The following is a 17102-nucleotide window of genomic DNA, read 5'->3' on the forward strand; positions in this document are numbered from 1 at the left end:
ATGGAAAAAACATCCTTTCCCGGTGATCTTTTAGCAACCTCTTATCTTTTGACTGGCCCCTTTTGCAGCGGAATCACTGGTCCCTTTTGTAGCGGAATCACTGGTATACTATGGAGCGGAATATCCATACAGATCTGAAGCTGAGCCGCTCATTGATATTCATCTATCGCAGGATGCAAAAATGATCTTTATAATATTTACCGACAATGGCTGCGGAATAGACCTTGACCGGCATGGGGAAGATTTATTTAAACCTTATAAACGGTTCCATATCCATATTGAGGGTAAAGGACTCGGTTTGTTCCTGGTAAAAAGCCATGTGGAGGCTTTAGGTGGCGTGATCAGTTTAACCAGCGCGATGGGCATGGGGACAACGTTCAAGATCACCTTGCTAAAAGGCGATATGCCCCGTCTCAATTCAGGATGAGCGTAAATTTAAACATACTGCCACTTCCTAATTCACTTTATATCCATATCTTCCACCATGGCGCTCAATGGTCTTGGCGGATAAATAAAGGCCGATGCCAAAACCGGCGATCATTAAAGAAAGAATCGTCAACACTCGCAGGGATTATTAGACGGAATTTTGTATGAATCAATGAATAGACCTTTGATCCGCAGTTCATGGCTAAATAGTGGTACCGAAATATCTTATATTAAACAATGGTGTCCTCTTTATGTTGATATAACAACTAATTGATAACTACAGATGAAAAGAATATTACTTTTTTGCGTTTTGGCACTTTTAAGCAGCATAAATATCTTTAAAGCTGCTGGTCAAATTTCAGTTCACGTCAATATAAGCAACCCACCCGTATGGGCACCTCCGGCAGAAGCGCATGTAATTCGGTATTATTATATTCCAGAAAAGGATACCTATTATGATGCTGTCCGCTCGGGGTATTATTACAATCATAATGGAAGATGGACATTTGCAAATAGGTTGCCATCTGCTTACGGCACTTTCGATATTGGTAAACTTCATCATATTGCCGTAAGATATTACGGGAACGAGCCGTATACCTATTTCAAGGATCAACGAATTATTTATGTGAAAAAATACCGCGATGATCGGCGTGAAAGTGGGCATAGTCGCCCGTATCATGTACCACCAGGTCAGGCTAAAAAACAGAGGAACTGGATGCCGCCAGGTCAGGCTAAAAAACATGGACATAATAAAAAGCATGGTAAAGATTAAATTATCGCATTACTAACGCCCATGGTTTATTTCAGTCAATTCCCTTTTTTGTTATCGCTTATATATTGTTAATCTCGCATTTTGATGAGTAAAGTTTTTACCATAACAGATGGTTTGGAAAACATGGGTGCCCTACGAACAGGTGGGCAGGGTTCCGTTTATAAAGCAAAGCGCGTAGGTTCGTTCATAACCGCTGTCAAATTATTGCCAACGCCAATCCATACCGAAGATATGGAGGATAAAAATTTCCGCAATTTTCAGAATGAAGTTGAAAAGCTAAAAAAAGTAAATGAAGTACCCAGCGCCAATATTGTCAAAATATTGAGCTCTGGAATTACAGAAAGTGGCTCTTTGCCATTTATCGAAATGGAATTTATTGAAGGCCCTGACCTGGAAGAATTACTCAACCCCCCCCACGAACAAGTCTTTACCGTCAAAGAGGCAATCAAGGTGGCAGAGCAACTGGCCAGCGCCTTATCCCATTGCCACCGCCTCGGTATAAAACATGGCGATATCAAAAGCAACAACATAAAATATAATATCCAAACAGGCAACTATATCCTGCTCGATTTCGGGATGGCGATTATGACCGAAGAGCAACGGCGGACAAGTTTAAAGCATGCCGGGGCTATCGAATTTATGGCACCTGAGCAAAATGACGGGGAGATGCTGTTACAAACCGACATTTATAGCTATGGGGTGGTTATGTACGAATTGCTCACCGGCCAGGTGCCATTTCCCTTAAACGGGAATAGTGAAACATCTCGCAACACCGTTATGGTGGCTCATATGGAAAAACCCGTACCCGATCTTTTAAACTTACGGAAGCAAAACCAGCCAGCTAACTGGACCGCAGAGGTGAAAAACAGGGAAATGCAAGTGCCCCTGTGGTTGTTAAACGTTATTGCCAAATGCCTTGAAAAACTTCCGGAAAACAGGTTTTTGGATGGTCATGAACTCCAAACTGCGCTGAATAATGGGGGTATTACAACAGCACCTATAACCGAGGTGGATAGATCTGAAATAAACCGCCTTGAAAAGGAAAATGGACGTTTAAATGCTTTGGTACTCAATAATCAATCCTCAAATACCAGGAGTAACTCAGTGCTACCAGTTGACTTTTCTAATGGTTTCCAGGTGCACGCAGTTTCTATTGCAATTTCTAAGACATTATTCAAAGTTTTTAGCATTGTATTTTCAATCCTTTTTGTATTTACAGTCCTTTGGTTTTCAGCGAAAAAAGCAAGCACTGCTGCTATCACGACAACTCAGGACACTCTAAAAAATTCTGCGACCGATCAGGATAGCACTTTTGATAACAAACCGAAACCAGGTACAAAAGGGAAAACTTATCATTTGGCTGTTTCGCAGGTGTATTTATATGATCAGCCCGATATCAATTCCATTTCGCCGGTATATCTGGAACAAAAAAACGATGCGGGAGTCGAAGCAGTGGACGAGACGACAAGTTTCGTTTATATTGAGCTCACTGATAAGGATAATAATGTCACTAAAGGCTGGCTCCGAAAAGCGGATTTAAAAGAATAAATCAATATATCGAGTTACTCTTCCTCGCTTAACCCCCCAACTTAGCAACCAGCCGAAACGCATCAAAACCGTAACAAAAAAAAATGTTTTCAGCATTACAAAAAACGGTATTAAGCTATCGGTAAGGTGAACCAAAAGGTACTTCCTTTGCCTAATTCGCTGTCTACTCCAATTGTTCCATTATGTTTTTTAATAATTTCAGAACATATGTAGAGCCCAAGCCCCAAGCCAGTGTAAGTATCCCCGCTGTGATCTACTCTGTAATATCGGTCGAACAGAGACGGTAAGTTTTTTGCCGGAATACCGGCCCCCTTATCAATAACTGAAACTTTTACCATACCGGGAAAACTTGCAGCCCGAACCTTAATTTCTTTAGAATCAGGGGCATATTTCATAGCATTAGTGATAAAATTTGTAACGACTTGCTCAATACGCGAAAAGTCAGCATAAACCTCCAGGGCCGCATCACCTTCAATCTGATATGTAAAATCGCTTCCTTTAAGCACATTCTCACAACATTCGCTTATGGCAGTTAGCAAATTATATTTTTGATGTTTAATTTGAAGCTGAACCTCATCTGTATTGCTTGTATTTAACAAATCGTTAATCAAGATATAAACTTTATCCAAACTTTTATTAGCCTGAGTAATCAGCTTAGGAAGCATTACAGGTGAGGGGCTATCTTTCATCCTGTCTAATAATTGAAGGGAGGCTCTAAGACTGGTAATGGGTGTCTTCAGCTCGTGACTGGCAATATTGATAAAATCGTCTTTATGTTGCTGCAATAGGCGTAATTCATGGATATCAGTAGCAGTACCGACCCATTGCAGTAATTCACCTTCCGGACTTTTTATCGGCATTAAACGAATCAGGTGCCATCTGTAAGCGCCGTCAGCGCGTTTGCCGCGGATCTGAAATTCACCGCCTTCAAGGCTTTTGTATAGCAAACTAAATTGATGTAGGCCTTCTGCAAGGTCATCGGGGTGGATTACGTTGATAAAGCCGTTTGTATCAGTTTGCTCAAAGTTCAGTCCGGTGTAGTCATACCACCGCTGATTATAGAAATCGGCTTTTCCGCTGATGGTGTTCGTCCAGGCGATCTGCGGGATAGTTTCCATCATATTGCGAAAACGATTTTCACTTTCCGCCAACGCTTTTGTGCGGGAAGCAACCCGGTCTTCCAGTTCCAGGTTTAACTGGCCCAACTCCTCGTTGATCGATCTGACTTTTTCTTTTTCTTCAATGAGTAATTCATTCGATCTGCGTAATTGCTGTGCGCTTTTCTCCTTCTCTTTATTTTGAAAGAGGAGTTCGCGGTTAGCACGCACTAACTCGGTTGCCTGGGTTTGTAACTGTTCGTCGGCAAGTATTTTTGCGAGCCTTATTTCTGTATCTTTTAGCGCCCGCTGTATTTTTGCAGGCAGCATAAACAGGTTATTTTTAGAGGCATAGTCCGTAACTCCGCTGTTGATCAGGGCAACCGCGTTTTCCTCACCAATAATGCCGGAAACAATGATAAATGGCAGCAGGGGGTAACGGCTTTGTTTGATCTTAAAAGCCGTTACTGCATCAAAAGACGGCAGGGAATAATCCGAAAGAATAATATCAGGTTGAAAGCTTTCAAGTGCCCGCTCATAATCGCTCCGGTTTTGAACAACTTTTGAAGTGAAATTAATACCTGACTTTTTCAATTCACGGCAAAGCAGATCGGCATCTGAATCGTTGTCTTCGAGAATCAGGATTTTCGGATCGGTCATCTTTATAGCTATCTTTTCAGTTATTTTTAATTGCTTTATTGTCTGAGTGCTTTCAGCCATTGTTATTTTTCCCGTTAATGCGCCGGCTGGCTTAGGATCATCCAATATAAACCGATCTCTTTAATAGCATTAAAAAAGTTATCACTGTCTACCGGTTTAACGATATAACTATTGGCACCAAGTTCAAAGCATTTTTCTATGTCCGGGCCTTCATTTGATGAAGTAAGCATAACTACCGGTATTGATTTGAGATCAGGGTCCGACTTAATTGCTTCGAGTACCTGTATGCCTGATATTTTTGGCATTTTAAGATCAAGCAAAACCAGTTTGGGATAATGTTTTTTATTACGTTCTGCATAAATACCACGGCAGTATAAAAAATCAAGTGCTACCGCACCATCTATAACATGATGAAGTTTGTTAGCAAAACCACTTTTTGAAAGTGCCCTGATGGTTAAGACAGCATCATCAGCGCTATCTTCCACGAATAAAATTTCAACATCGTCGTAATTCATCATATGTTCTTTAAATAGATTTTGGTAAACTAAAATAAAAACAGGTGCCTTCATCTAAAATGGATTCGGCCCAAACTGTCCCTTTGTGCCTGTTGACGATCTTCTGCACGATCGCCAGGCCAATTCCGGTTCCTTCAAATTCTTCCTGTGAATGTAAGCGCTGAAATACACCGAATAATTTATCATAGTATTGCATATCAAATCCGGCACCATTATCCCGAACGGAATAAATTATCAAGTCATCCTTTTCATTACTACTGATTGCTATTGAGGTTGTTGGCTTATATTTGGAATACTTAATGGCATTTGAAATTAGGTTGACCCAGACTTGCTTAATTAAAGATTTATCCCCTTTGGCAGGCAGGAGGTTGCTAATAGTGAAGACAGGAATATTATCTTTTTTATCAAAGATTAGTTCGTCCCTTACCGTTTGTACAAGATCAATCATGGACACTTCAGCAACGGTAACCTGTTTTCTTCCCAGTTTAGAGAAAGCAAGCAGGTCATCAATAAGTACCCCCATTTTTTTGGAATTGGTGATGATAGAAAGCAAAATTTTGTTTCCTTCATCATCAAGCTTGTCGGCATAATCTTCTGCAAGTATCCTTGAATAACCGTTAATGGCTCTGATCGGGGCGCGTAAATCATGAGAAACGGAATAGGAGAATGAACCTAACTCTTTGTTAACGGTTTCCAACTCGGCTGTCCGGTCAATTACTTTTTGTTCTAACTCTTCATTTAATTTGCGAATATCGTCCTCTGCCTTCTTTAATTCGTTGTTGGCGTTTAGTAATTCCTGGGCCCTTTTTTCCTTCTCCGTATTTTGAAAAGCCAATTCTTTATTCGCGATGATCAATTCGGCTGCACGGGCTTCTTTTTCGGCGTTCTGAAAAGCGAGTTCCTTATTCGCGATGATCAATTCGGCAGCGCGCAATTCCTTCTCTTTGTTTTGAAAAAGAAGCTCTTTATTAGCGACGATCAATTCGGCAGCGCGCAATTCCTTCTGTTCGTTTTGAAAAAGAAGCTCTTTGTTCGCAATGATCAATTCTGCTGCACGGTCTTCTTTCTCCTGTTGTTGGAAAGCTATTTCCCTGTTGGCAATAAATAATTCATCTGCATCTGTTTTTTTCATGCGCTAAACTTGCGATCTATTTGAAGTGATTATTAAAGGACCATAACTCTGAAAAGCCCCTGCTATAAAGCTATAAAGCTAACATAATATCCCGGTTATCATTTATCAGCCACTGTCTCGTCAATCGGATACTTTTATATATAGCATGGCGATCACCTTCAATTCAGCCCTGCCAATGGTATATTTGATGGTCGGGCCGTTGACGGCTGCTTCGTATTGATGATACCATTTAATTGGATGCGTCAAATATATCTTACCTTTTTTTGGGGTGGCGGCCTGTCGGGTAGCTGGTTCTTAGGAGATATTTGGTAGCTGAAATGCCTTTGAATATTTTTCAACCAGTTCCTCAACCGTCCCCATCCGTGGATGTGCATGTATAAGATACGTGGCTCTTCATAAAGTTGTGATTATGGATTGCCCCAGTTTCCAAGCTAGCTGATTGCGTTGCCGTAATCAAGGAGTTGATCTCCCCCTGCAATAATACGCTGTCGCCCATAATTACGGCTGAATTATCATCCATTGTCATTTTATTGGATACCCACGCGCCAAAAGGAATGGGAACGGCTTCGCCTTTCAAAGTAACTTTCAGGGAATTACGTGTAAAAGGAATGGTATAAATCGCTTCGGCATCCTTATAAGAGCCTTTTTTACCGATAGCTAATACCTTTTGGAAAGCAACAGGTTTTGTCCATTAACTATAAAAACATAAAATGTCTTTGAAGTATATATATTAAGCAATAGGGGTCTGTCGGATAGCCGTGATTAAACCTTATAAAGGCGTTTCCGTTTAACATAGTACACTAATTAAACCAATTTATATGAAAAAGTTAATTTTATTTTCCGCTGCCCTTTTAGGTTTGAGTTTTGCATCCTGCAAAAAAGACAGCGCAAATTCAGCCGGCACTGCCCGCGTTACGGTGAAGCTGACTGATGCCCCGGGGGCTTATGATGCCGTGATCCTGAACATTAAACAAGTTGTTATCCTTTCATCAGGCGGTGAAAAAACGGTAGACGTTAACGGAACCCCGATAGACATCCTCCGTTTCAGAAATGGCAAAGATACCGTGCTCGCAGGCGTTGATGTTCCCGCGGGCCGCTTACAGGAGGTACGTCTGGTATTGAATAATACCGGTAACAGGGTAGTTATCAATGGCGTTTCCTATGACCTGAATACTCCAAGCGGACAAACGTCAGGTGTAAAACTTAAAGTGCAGGATGACCTCACCTCCGGTATTGCCTACACATTACTGTTAGACTTTGATGCGGCACAATCGATTGTAACCACCGGTAATGGCAAATACAATCTGAAGCCAGTGATCAGGGCCATTCCGGCTGCTGTATCGGGTGCATTGACCGGGGTAGTTACCCCTGCAGCTGCTTTCCCTCGGGTTTACGCTATTATGGGAACAGATACCGTTGGAACGATTGCTGATGCAACCGGCAAATTTTATTTCCCGGGTTTGGCAGCTGGCACGTACCGGGTAAATTTTGCACCCGTAACACCGTATGCGGTTAAGACAATTGATAATGTAACCGTAGTTAATGGTGCCGTTAAAGACCTGGGAAGCGTTACAATAACGCAGTAAGTAGGTTTTCATATCTTTCTATGTGTTGCACGTGGGTAGACACGAACCGGTAGATCAATTTAATGAGTAATAAATATTTGCTTATTAAATTGATCTTTTTTTTGTCCTTTTATTCCGGACAATGGTGAATAGGAGGGTATTATTTGAAGTAATTAAAACGACTGTTCTATAGGAGTAGCGATAAGTATATCATCATATATGTTACACTATAATCCCTATTTAATTTTGAGTAAACCATTGTCATAAACTACATTTCCGTTTACCATAGTCAGCACACTTTGAGTCCCCATGATTTGCGAATCTATAAAAATATCTTTCGACAGAACCGCCAGGTCGGCAACTTTGCCAACGGTTAGTGTGCCTTTGTTCTGCTCTTCAAACTCCGCGTACGCCGCCGTACGGGTATAGGCAATTACAGCCTGTTCGCGGGTTAGCGCTTCGCTATGGCGCATAGGATGGGTGGTGGCCAGCATGATATTCAAAAAAGGATCAAAAGGGCCATCAGAACCTATTGCGAGTGGAATCCCTGCTTTTAATAATGAACTTAAAGCCATGCCATGAGTAGCTTGCGGTAGTTGCGTCATACCAGGCACGGGAGCAAAATGCGTTGGATTCTGCACGATGATCACACCCATTTTAAGTGCTCTCTTTAAATATTCAGGCGAGTAATCAATTTCGTCACCATGCTCAAAACGTGGCCGCAGGGGTTTCCAATCAACATTCATGGCTTCCATCATATCCAGCACCTTGCCAATCGATCTGCTTTGTTCATCTTCAATTTAAACCAAGCTGTATTTGACAATTCCGAAGGCTTGAGGTTATATTTATATTTACTATCATTGTCTTAATTGAATTGATCTTTCAAACTATAGGACTTGAGTAAAATCTCGATGTCGTCAGAGTTCAGATATTATATTATTATATCATTTTCCCGCGTTTTATCCCGTAAATTTTCAGATTCAATTTTAAACTCCTGATAGCTATTTCGAGCGTTTTTATATCTAAATTCTATTGTCTTATAGTTTACTCCGGTAAGCTTTAAATCCTCTATTTCTCTTCTAATATCAACCAAAGTTTAGATAGTCTTTTTTCGCCGACTAATTACATCTTTGATGGACAATATTGAAGAAATTAAAAACTTTTATTTGGAAAGTTTTAAAGCAAAATGTTCGACTGTCGAACAGTCCTTGATTTACAAAGTGTTATGTTTCGATTGCCTGTAAGATGTTTACTTACAGATGTTTATAGTTTGCTGTTTGAGCTTACCTTCGAATCACGAAGCCAATCAGGATATCCCGGGTAATTCTCACTAATAGAATTACACGTAGGTTTGAAAGGTACTTCAGCCATTGTAAAATCCATTTTACTTTCTCGAATGTATCCGGATCGCCCATTCTACAGAGGCTGTCAATTGAGATGATTTAACAGAATGGTATTGTATAGAAGGTTTTTTCGGAAAAAAGAATAGGCGAAACCTGCGATCAAATTAGCAAAGGACCTATATATTGGATGCTCCACCTGGCAGATATTCTTGAGTTCATCGGTGACCGTTTCAATAACGGAACGTTTACTTAATCTTAGCTTTTAAGTGGAATTACAATATTCTTCATAAACAATGTAGGCGATATTAATTTATGTTATTAATTTAGTAGAGTAAATTTTTCTTATGAAACCTAAACAAGCCGCTTTAAAAAAACTAAAAGCTTATACCCTTACCGAGATATTGGTCGTACTCGTTATTATTGGTATTTTAGTATTGCTGGTGTTACCCAATTTGCTTCCTTTAATCACCAAAGCAAAAACAGTTGAAGCAAAAACACAACTCGCGCACCTGCAAAGCTTAGAGCAAAGCTATTTTTACGAGCATTCAAAATATTCCAGTGATTTGACGGAACTTGGCTTCATACAAGAAAAACTGGTTACCGATGGTAAAGATGCGAGGGCAAATTACCGGATCGAAATAACCAATGCTACCAACACTACTTTTACGGCACGGGCAGTAGCTGTAGTAGATTTCAATGGCAATGGAACGTTCAATGTTTGGGAGATCAACCAGGAGAAGACGTTGAAAGAAATTACAGCGGACTAAAGTGCTCGAACTCAGAATTATTATCGTGTTGCTCTTAGCCGGGATCTTTTTACAAGATCTGATACATCGGGCTGTCTATTGGTTTTTATTTCCGCTGTTGGCGGCTTTATTTCTTGTCCTTAATGTACTTGACAGCATACCTTTAAAAGAGATCCTTCTGACTACGGCGATAAACTTTGTTTTTTTATTCCTGCAATGGCTTTTAGTATCGGCTTATTTTTCCTTAAAACAAAAAAGTTGGGTGAACATCACAGCACATCTTTTAGGCTGGGGCGATGTACTATTTCTTTTAACACTTTGTTTTTACGTATCAGTGTTGAACCTCCTTTTTTTTTACATGACCAGTCTGGTGCTCATTTTAATGATATGGGCAGTGGGGCAAAAAACTTCTTTAATTAAAAGTAAAAAAATACCGCTCGCCGGGCTTCAATCTCTAATTTTTGCATTATATTTAGCACTTGACTGGTGCAGCTCAACGGTAAATTTAACTAATGATTACTGGCTGCTGCATCTGATGACCAAATGGACCTAAGCACAGATATCACCCTTCAAACTGAACATATTCACTGGCTGACCAAGGACCAGGCATGGCATTACCGTGTTCTTCCCAAAGGCAAAGAGAACAATACACTACAACTTTTTTGCGAAGACGGCGCAGACCAATATTCCTTATTATCTGAATTGGAAATATTGCTCGGGCAAGATGTTGCGCTACAGCCTCTGGCATCATCACAAATCGCAAGGCTTTTATCTACTTACTATATCAAACAATCGGCAGCAACTTCCGGAGCGGCACGTCTTCAGGCAGATAATGCCGACGATTTTTTGATGAACCTGATCGGGGAGGCGAAAAATCTCAAAAGCAGCGATATCCACATAGAAAGTTACGAGAGCAAATGCCGGGTGAGGATCCGCATTGACGGCATGATGGTGGAAAGGTATTTGCTGGAACGCGCAGACTATCCAGCACTGATCAACAAAATAAAAATATTGGCTAACCTGGATATTGCTGAAAAGCGTTTGCCGCAGGATGGCCGTATAGCTTATAAGTTTGGCGATCAGCAGTTCGATATCCGGGCATCTGTTTTGCCAACGCTGCACGGAGAAAAAGTTGTTCTCAGGCTATTGAATAACGATGCAACAGAGATCGATCTGAATACACTTGGCTTTTCTAAAACAGATCTCGAAAATTATCTCCAGGGAGCCAAACGGCCTAACGGAATTCTATTGATCAGCGGGCCTACGGGGTCCGGCAAGACAACGACGCTATACGCCACTTTAAAACTCCTCAACAAAGAGATCAGGAATATCCTGACTATCGAAGACCCGATAGAATATACTTTAGAAGGCGTTAACCAGGTACAATTGAAAGAATCCATCGGGCTAACTTTTGCTGCTGCGCTCAGAACCTTTTTAAGGCAGGATCCGGATGTGATCATGGTAGGGGAGATCAGGGACGTAGATACCGCCAATATGGCCATCCGCGCTGCTTTAACCGGCCACCTGGTGTTATCTACCATCCACACCAATTCGGCATGGGGAACGGTGTCTCGTTTAATCGATATGGGTATCCCACCGTTCCTGGTAGCCAGCACACTGAACACTACAGTTGCCCAGCGGCTAATTCGTCAGTTATGCCCGCATTGCAAAGAAAAACAACCGTTTACCACCGAACTCTATCCCAGGCAATTTAAGCCTTTTGTTGAGGTGCAAAGCCATTATGTAGCCAAAGGCTGCGAACACTGCTTTTACACCGGCTATAAGGGCCGAAAGGCCGTTTATGAAGTAATTCCTGTTGATCAGGACCTGGCTTTAGAAATAAAGAACGGCAATATGTATATTCAAAACCTGCTGAAAGAAAAAGGGATACAATCTTTGGCAGAGAATGCATTTAATTTATTCAGTGAGGGGCTTACCTCCATTGAAGAGATCTATCCCTTGTTATTTAATTACTAAACCATGCACAAAACGTTTACCCGCACCATCATAATTGTACTTTTCCTTTTCTTCTCCCGTGCCTCTTTCGGGCAACAGCAGGACAGGATACAATCGATCCAGCAGAAGCTGGAGGTACTGTCAGCAAACGTCCCAGGGCTGAATCAGCGTGTGCAGCTACTCGTGAGCGGCATTTCCATCAAAGAATATCTAAACGCACTTTCCAGGTCAAACAACATCAGCATCAGTATCGACCCCAGCCTTAGCTTTACCATTTATGATTCTTTCAGCGGCGTTACGGCGGCCAATATTTTGGTCCTGATGGCAAAAAAATATAACCTGGAGATCGCCACGGTGGGTGCAATAATCTATATCACCCCATTCCAGGACCCTAACCAGTTCATCAGGCCCCCGGTTAAAGAAATTAAGGCCCAATACAACCCGGCGGAAAGTACCTTATCGCTCGAACTGGACAATGATAGTTTAACCGCTGTCGCCCGGAAGGTGACGCAGATATCCGGTAAAAACGTGATCGTACCGCTCGCCATGCAAAACAAGCGGGTATCGGGTTTTATTGGCAGTGCCCCTTTTGAAACTGCGCTGGAAAAGCTGGCCTATACCAACGAGATCAAAATGATCAAAACCAGTGATAATTTTTATCTTTTTCAGCCCTTGGAAGATAATGAACAACTGTATGTGAATGGAGATAAAGCCACGTCGATACGGAACAATTTTAAACCGGCCAATAATGGCCCTGCTATAACCACCGGTTTATTCAGCCGGACGATAAACGGGCAAAAATTATTGTCGGTTGATGCCGTAAATGGGTCTATTGCAGACCTCGTTAAACAAGCTTCACAGGAATTAAACAAGAGTTATTCTATTTACTCCGAGCTTAAGGGAACGATCACGCTTCATGTTACCGATATAGATTATGATACATTTTTAACGCTGCTGTTCAAAAGCACAGAGTTTACCTTTCATGCCGAAAAAGGAATTTATATCATCGGTGACCGGAAACTCGAAGGCCTCAGAAGCTTCAAGCCAATCCATTTGCAAAACAGGTCTATTGATACCGTGATGGCAATGATCCCGGCTGATTGGAAAAGAGGGGTGGAGATAAAAGAGTTTCGCGAACAAAATACGATCCTGTTATCCGGTTCCAGTGCACAGATCAACGAGATCGAATCGATGATCAAGCAATTGGATGTTTTGGTGCCGGTGGTGCTGATCGAAGTAACGCTTATTGATATTCATAAAAGCAGGATGATATCTACGGGTATTGCGGCAGGCGTGTCCGACAGTGTAAAAACAGGCGGTTCTGTGTTACCCGGCATTAATTATACGTTCGGTGCAAGATCGATAAACGACTTTTTGAATACGGTAGGTAAAGCCACATCTATAAATTTGGGGCACGTTGTACCCAATTTTTACGTTAGTTTGCGGGCGCTGGAAAATAACCGCAATGTAGAAATAAGGTCGATCCCTAAATTGGCAGCATTAAACGGACATTCCGCCACGTTGAGTATCGGTAATAAATTATATTATAAAAATACAACAAGGGATATTATTCCCTCTGCATCAACAGCACAATCCATATTCACCAATGTTTACCAGGAAGTTAATGCTGACCTCTCGATAGCGATAAAACCAATTGTATCCGGAGACGACCAGGTAACCCTGGGGATCAAGGTAAATATATCTGATTTTACCTCCATTCCTACAGATGGTTCGCCGCCGCCGCAGGCAACCAGCAAGTTTGAAACCAGTCTGCGGGTGCATAGCGAAGATACCATCGTGTTAGGTGGGATTGAAAGAACGGAAAATAGTGATGACACAGGAGGGACGCCGCTATTATCCCGTATACCGATTCTTAAATGGATCTTTAGCAGCAGAACCAAATCTACTTCCAAAATAGTCACGGTACTGTTTATCAAATCAACCATCTTACGATAAGGGTAATGCTGGAACAATATTACCACATCGAAAAATGTACCGGTATCAGCATTTTTTTGCAGCCGGACGGAGGCGTGGATGCTGCCCTTTGCTCGGTAACCAAAAATCGTAACCAGCTTAATATCGATCAGACAAAAACCGGGCTAACCAACATAAAAGAACTATCGAAATACATTAAGCAAAAGGAGTTTGTTTCGTTAAACATCTACGGAAAGGGCATACTCATCAAGCGGATAGAAAAGGTACAGGAAGTTGAAAAGAATGCATTTCACACCATCTTGCCTAATGCCGAATCTAAAGACTTTTATATTCAGAATTTTATTTCGGGCGAGTATTCTTACGTTTCGGCTATCCGCAAAACAGAAGCAGATCATTTGATCAATCAATTTAACGGTCAGGGGTTCAAGGTATTAGCCGTTTCACTAGGCCCCTTTGCTGTGCAAAACATTATCGATCAATTGAATTTTTATGGGGAAGAATTTTTATTCGCAGGGCATAAGGTGAGCCGCAATGAAAGTGGAGATTGGTTAACTTATAGTTTTAATGAGATAAATAAAAGCCCCTATCCTATCAAATTAGACGTTGATGTAATCGATGAAAGGGCTGTTTTACCATACGCCCAGGCTTTTCAACTCATCCTTGCCGATAAACTATCGCCGATATCAGCATTTGTGGAGAGTTTAACCGAAGCCTATGCCAACACTATCAGGCATAGGAAATTTAAGGCAGCTACCTACGTAATACTCGCGGTATTTTTCGTGGCGCTCTTAGCTAATTACATCCTGTTATCCGGGCTTAACTCACAGAATATTCAACTGGTAAACCAGCTGGCTTTAACATCAAAAAGCACAGAAGACATCGATAGCCTAAGTAAAAAAATAGCTGGAAAAGAAGCGCTGTTGAAAACACTTGGCTGGGACGGCGGCATCAATAAAAGTATGCTGATCGATCAGTTAGCAGCACAATCGCCGGCTGAAATCATCTGGACAGAGGTCAGCATCAACCCGGTAGATATTCAAAAAACCCGGCTGGAAAAAACGTTAACGTTTAAAAACAAACGGATCCATATCATTGGGAATTCGCAAAGGATCATCCCTGTAAATGAATGGATAGCAAGGATAAAGGCACTACAATGGGTAAAAAATGTACAGTTAGAGCGGTTTGTTTTTAGTACCGAAGAAAACACGGGGCAATTTGATATTGAAATAGATTACTAAATGATGAAAAAGCTGCCTATAAAAGACAATCACCTGCTCATTATCTTAACCGTAGTGTTTGCTTTGATATGTTATCGTTTCGCTTTCAGGAATACGGTGGAAGCCTGGCACCTGAATAGCAGCTATAAAACCCAATTAGCAGGCGCTGGCAATTTAAGTTACGAACCGGGGTACCTGGAACGTAAAGCGGTTAATATTAATAAAGTAATCGACCGTTACAAAACAGACACCGTTACCTTTAGAAATATTATCGTTAATAAGATCTCGCTAATGGCCGAAAAGGAAAACGTCAAATTGATCGAATTGCCTTCACAGGACCCGCTTTATTCCACCAACCAATTCATCGTGCAGCGTATTCTGTTACAGGGAGATTATTTTGCTTTGCTGAAAGTGTTGGTCGCGGTGCAAAAAACTGAAAGTATAGGGGTCGTCAGAGCCTTGAATTTGAAGAGGCCTGCAAGAGGAAATGAAAGAGCATTGCGGCAGCCTATTCTCGAACTTTCTTTAGAGACAATAAAATTATAACGATCTAAATACTTGATTATTCGCGCTATAATTTCCTTTAAAGGAAGGTTCGTCAATAGAGATAAACGGCTTTTGTTTGAGATTTACCTGCAGACAATCAAATAGTATTTTTATAATTATAACTCACAATTATTGCGTAAAATCAAAGCAAAACGGTAAATTGTTCCCGATTTCATTTAACTATGCTTTTTAACTCCCTAAACTTTGCACTTTTTTTGCCGGCGGTATTCGCCCTTTACTGGTTTACCGGCAGCAAAAACATGCGCTTGCAAAATATACTACTGTTAGTTGCCAGTTATTTTTTTTATGCCTTTTGGGATTACCGATTCCTTTTTCTGCTCATGTTTTCCACTTTCCTGGACTATTCCACAGGTATTAAAATATCCGAAGCAAAAACAATTAGAAGAAAAAAGTTTTGGCTCTGGCTTAGCATCATCGTCAACCTTGGGTTTTTGGGAGTGTTTAAGTACTATAACTTCTTTACCGATAGTTTCTCCCATATGCTTTCGCATGTGGGCTTAAAATCAAACTTTGGAGCAATTGATGTAATATTGCCCGTGGGTATCTCTTTTTATACGTTCCACGGCCTGTCTTACATTATCGATATTTACAAAAAACGAATAGAACCCACACGCGACTTTATTGATTACTCAGTATTTGTAAGCTTCTTTCCGCTGTTAGTGGCCGGGCCGATAGAGCGGGCTACCCATTTGCTCCCCCAGATACAAAAGAAACGCAAATTTGATTACAGCCAGGCAACAAACGGGTTGCGGCAAATACTTTGGGGATTGTTTAAAAAGATTGTGATAGCCGATAACTGTGCCGAATACGCCAATATGATATTTAACAACTACACGCATTATGCCGGTAGTGTACTGGTGATGGGTGCCATATTTTTCGCTATCCAGATCTATTGCGATTTTTCGGGATACTCTGATATTGCGTTGGGGACAGCGAGACTTTTCGGGATAGAACTTATCCGCAACTTTGCCTTCCCCTATTTTTCGAGGGATATTGCAGAATTTTGGCGGCGCTGGCATATTTCCCTCTCGTCGTGGTTTCGCGATTACGTTTACATCCCGCTTGGCGGCAGCAAAGGCAGCAAGCTAAACCAAGTGCGCAATATCTTTGTGATATTTATTGTGAGCGGCCTTTGGCACGGTGCTAACGGGACCTTCATCATTTGGGGTGCCCTCAATGCTTTATACTTTATGCCATTATTGTTGCTAAAAAGAAACCGCAACAACCTGGAGATAGTGGCGCAGGGCAAACTGCTACCCGGTTTTACCGATTTACTAAAAATGGGAACAACCTTTGCCCTAACCGTTTTTGCCTGGATATTTTTCCGTGCCGAAAGTGTGGGGCTGGCTTTAAATTATATAAAAGGGATTTTTTCGCGTAGCATTTTGGTAGTACCCAAAGGCGAAATGTTTATGGGCGGATCGGTAAACGTTGCGGCGCTGGTGGTACTGATTGTTATTTTTATTGTTATAGAATGGCTGGGCCGCGAGCAACAGTTTGCTATAGCTAACACTGCTGTAAATTGGCCAAAACCTTTGCGCTGGGCATTTTATTTTACGGTGGCCATCTCTATTTTCTACTTTACCGGGGTGCCGCAGCAGTTTGTATATTTTCAGTTTTAGT

At 41.4% G+C, this 17102-nt stretch carries 16 protein-coding genes and 1 pseudogene; 11 read left to right on the forward strand and 6 right to left on the reverse strand.

Going from position 1 to position 17102, the window contains the following annotated elements:
- Positions 1-151 precede the first annotated feature (151 nt).
- The 3 genes from ABIX36_RS20225 (at position 152) to ABIX36_RS20235 (ending at position 2746) form a co-directional block, all read left to right on the forward strand.
- A complete protein-coding gene (locus ABIX36_RS20225; protein ID WP_348084014.1) occupies positions 152-427 on the forward strand; it encodes a HAMP domain-containing sensor histidine kinase in 276 nt (91 codons plus the stop codon).
- 282 nt (positions 428-709) lie between these two features.
- Complete coding sequence (locus ABIX36_RS20230; RefSeq protein WP_348083986.1) at positions 710-1198, forward strand: hypothetical protein; 489 nt, start codon at positions 710-712, stop codon at positions 1196-1198.
- A gap of 84 nt (positions 1199-1282) precedes the next feature.
- Positions 1283-2746, forward strand: a complete 1464-nt coding sequence (locus ABIX36_RS20235) for a serine/threonine-protein kinase (RefSeq protein WP_348083987.1) — start codon at positions 1283-1285, stop codon at positions 2744-2746.
- A gap of 110 nt (positions 2747-2856) precedes the next feature.
- Here ABIX36_RS20235 and ABIX36_RS20240 read toward each other — a convergent pair whose 3' ends face one another.
- The 4 genes from ABIX36_RS20240 to ABIX36_RS20255 all read right to left on the reverse strand — a co-directional run bounded on the left by ABIX36_RS20240 (position 2857) and on the right by ABIX36_RS20255 (position 6396).
- Complete coding sequence (locus ABIX36_RS20240) at positions 2857-4608, reverse strand: ATP-binding protein (RefSeq protein WP_348083988.1); 1752 nt, start codon at positions 4606-4608, stop codon at positions 2857-2859.
- Positions 4578-5021 (reverse strand): response regulator, encoded by a 444-nt coding sequence (locus ABIX36_RS20245; RefSeq protein ID WP_348083989.1) that lies wholly within the window; start codon positions 5019-5021, stop codon positions 4578-4580. Before ABIX36_RS20245 ends, ABIX36_RS20240 begins: the two co-directional genes overlap by 31 nt.
- A gap of 7 nt (positions 5022-5028) precedes the next feature.
- The gene (locus tag ABIX36_RS20250) at positions 5029-6150 is read right to left on the reverse strand and encodes an ATP-binding protein (RefSeq protein WP_348083990.1); all 1122 of its coding nucleotides are present in this window, start codon (positions 6148-6150) and stop codon (positions 5029-5031) included.
- 120 nt (positions 6151-6270) lie between these two features.
- Positions 6271-6396 carry a hypothetical protein gene (locus tag ABIX36_RS20255; protein WP_348083991.1) on the reverse strand — a complete coding sequence of 42 codons (126 nt, stop codon included), beginning with the start codon at positions 6394-6396 and terminating at the stop codon, positions 6271-6273.
- A 572-nt stretch (positions 6397-6968) separates the two neighbouring features.
- Between ABIX36_RS20255 and ABIX36_RS20260 the strand changes: the two genes are divergently transcribed.
- Positions 6969-7736 carry a DUF4382 domain-containing protein gene (locus ABIX36_RS20260; protein WP_348083992.1) on the forward strand — a complete coding sequence of 256 codons (768 nt, stop codon included), beginning with the start codon at positions 6969-6971 and terminating at the stop codon, positions 7734-7736.
- Positions 7737-7951: 215 nt separating this feature from the next.
- Here the strand turns inward: ABIX36_RS20260 and ABIX36_RS20265 are convergent, their stop codons facing one another.
- Together ABIX36_RS20265 and ABIX36_RS20270 are read right to left on the reverse strand one after the other, a co-directional pair.
- Positions 7952-8482, reverse strand: coding sequence for an amidohydrolase family protein (locus tag ABIX36_RS20265; RefSeq protein WP_348083993.1), 531 nt, complete (start codon positions 8480-8482; stop codon positions 7952-7954).
- Positions 8483-9143: 661 nt separating this feature from the next.
- Positions 9144-9320: pseudogene (locus tag ABIX36_RS20270) on the reverse strand (transposase); the annotation flags it as partial.
- A gap of 82 nt (positions 9321-9402) precedes the next feature.
- Here ABIX36_RS20270 and ABIX36_RS20275 point away from each other — a divergent pair.
- The 7 genes from ABIX36_RS20275 (at position 9403) to ABIX36_RS20305 (ending at position 17101) form a co-directional block, all read left to right on the forward strand.
- Positions 9403-9825: a type II secretion system protein gene (locus tag ABIX36_RS20275; protein ID WP_348083994.1), complete on the forward strand. Its 423-nt coding sequence runs from the start codon at positions 9403-9405 to the stop codon at positions 9823-9825.
- A gap of 1 nt (position 9826) precedes the next feature.
- Positions 9827-10357: a hypothetical protein gene (locus ABIX36_RS20280; protein WP_348083995.1), complete on the forward strand. Its 531-nt coding sequence runs from the start codon at positions 9827-9829 to the stop codon at positions 10355-10357.
- Complete coding sequence (locus tag ABIX36_RS20285; RefSeq protein WP_348083996.1) at positions 10348-11781, forward strand: GspE/PulE family protein; 1434 nt, start codon at positions 10348-10350, stop codon at positions 11779-11781. Before ABIX36_RS20280 ends, ABIX36_RS20285 begins: the two co-directional genes overlap by 10 nt.
- A gap of 3 nt (positions 11782-11784) precedes the next feature.
- Positions 11785-13716, forward strand: coding sequence for a hypothetical protein (locus tag ABIX36_RS20290; RefSeq protein WP_348083997.1), 1932 nt, complete (start codon positions 11785-11787; stop codon positions 13714-13716).
- Positions 13717-13721: 5 nt separating this feature from the next.
- A complete protein-coding gene (locus ABIX36_RS20295) occupies positions 13722-14933 on the forward strand; it encodes a hypothetical protein (RefSeq protein ID WP_348083998.1) in 1212 nt (403 codons plus the stop codon).
- Positions 14934-15458 carry a hypothetical protein gene (locus ABIX36_RS20300; RefSeq protein WP_348083999.1) on the forward strand — a complete coding sequence of 175 codons (525 nt, stop codon included), beginning with the start codon at positions 14934-14936 and terminating at the stop codon, positions 15456-15458.
- 182 nt (positions 15459-15640) lie between these two features.
- On the forward strand, positions 15641-17101 hold the full coding sequence (locus ABIX36_RS20305) for an MBOAT family protein (RefSeq protein WP_348084000.1): 1461 nt from the start codon (positions 15641-15643) through the stop codon (positions 17099-17101).
- Position 17102: the final 1 nt, after the last annotated feature.

This window comes from Mucilaginibacter sp. (assembly GCF_039925265.1).
In the GTDB taxonomy this organism is placed as follows: Bacteria; Bacteroidota; Bacteroidia; order Sphingobacteriales; family Sphingobacteriaceae; genus Mucilaginibacter.

Bases quoted from the DNA above. Each gene is read 5' to 3' on its own strand.
- ABIX36_RS20235 (WP_348083987.1), top strand. From the start codon at position 1,283: ATGAGTAAAGTTTTTACCATAACAGATGGTTTGGAAAACATGGGTGCC.
- ABIX36_RS20305 (WP_348084000.1), top strand. From the start codon at position 15,641: ATGCTTTTTAACTCCCTAAACTTTGCACTTTTTTTGCCGGCGGTATTC.
- ABIX36_RS20230 (WP_348083986.1), top strand. From the start codon at position 710: ATGAAAAGAATATTACTTTTTTGCGTTTTGGCACTTTTAAGCAGCATA.
- ABIX36_RS20275 (WP_348083994.1), top strand. From the start codon at position 9,403: ATGAAACCTAAACAAGCCGCTTTAAAAAAACTAAAAGCTTATACCCTT.
- ABIX36_RS20250 (WP_348083990.1), bottom strand. From the start codon at position 6,150: ATGAAAAAAACAGATGCAGATGAATTATTTATTGCCAACAGGGAAATA.
- ABIX36_RS20260 (WP_348083992.1), top strand. From the start codon at position 6,969: ATGAAAAAGTTAATTTTATTTTCCGCTGCCCTTTTAGGTTTGAGTTTT.
- ABIX36_RS20245 (WP_348083989.1), bottom strand. From the start codon at position 5,021: ATGATGAATTACGACGATGTTGAAATTTTATTCGTGGAAGATAGCGCT.
- ABIX36_RS20295 (WP_348083998.1), top strand. From the start codon at position 13,722: ATGCTGGAACAATATTACCACATCGAAAAATGTACCGGTATCAGCATT.
- ABIX36_RS20285 (WP_348083996.1), top strand. From the start codon at position 10,348: ATGGACCTAAGCACAGATATCACCCTTCAAACTGAACATATTCACTGG.
- ABIX36_RS20290 (WP_348083997.1), top strand. From the start codon at position 11,785: ATGCACAAAACGTTTACCCGCACCATCATAATTGTACTTTTCCTTTTC.
- ABIX36_RS20300 (WP_348083999.1), top strand. From the start codon at position 14,934: ATGATGAAAAAGCTGCCTATAAAAGACAATCACCTGCTCATTATCTTA.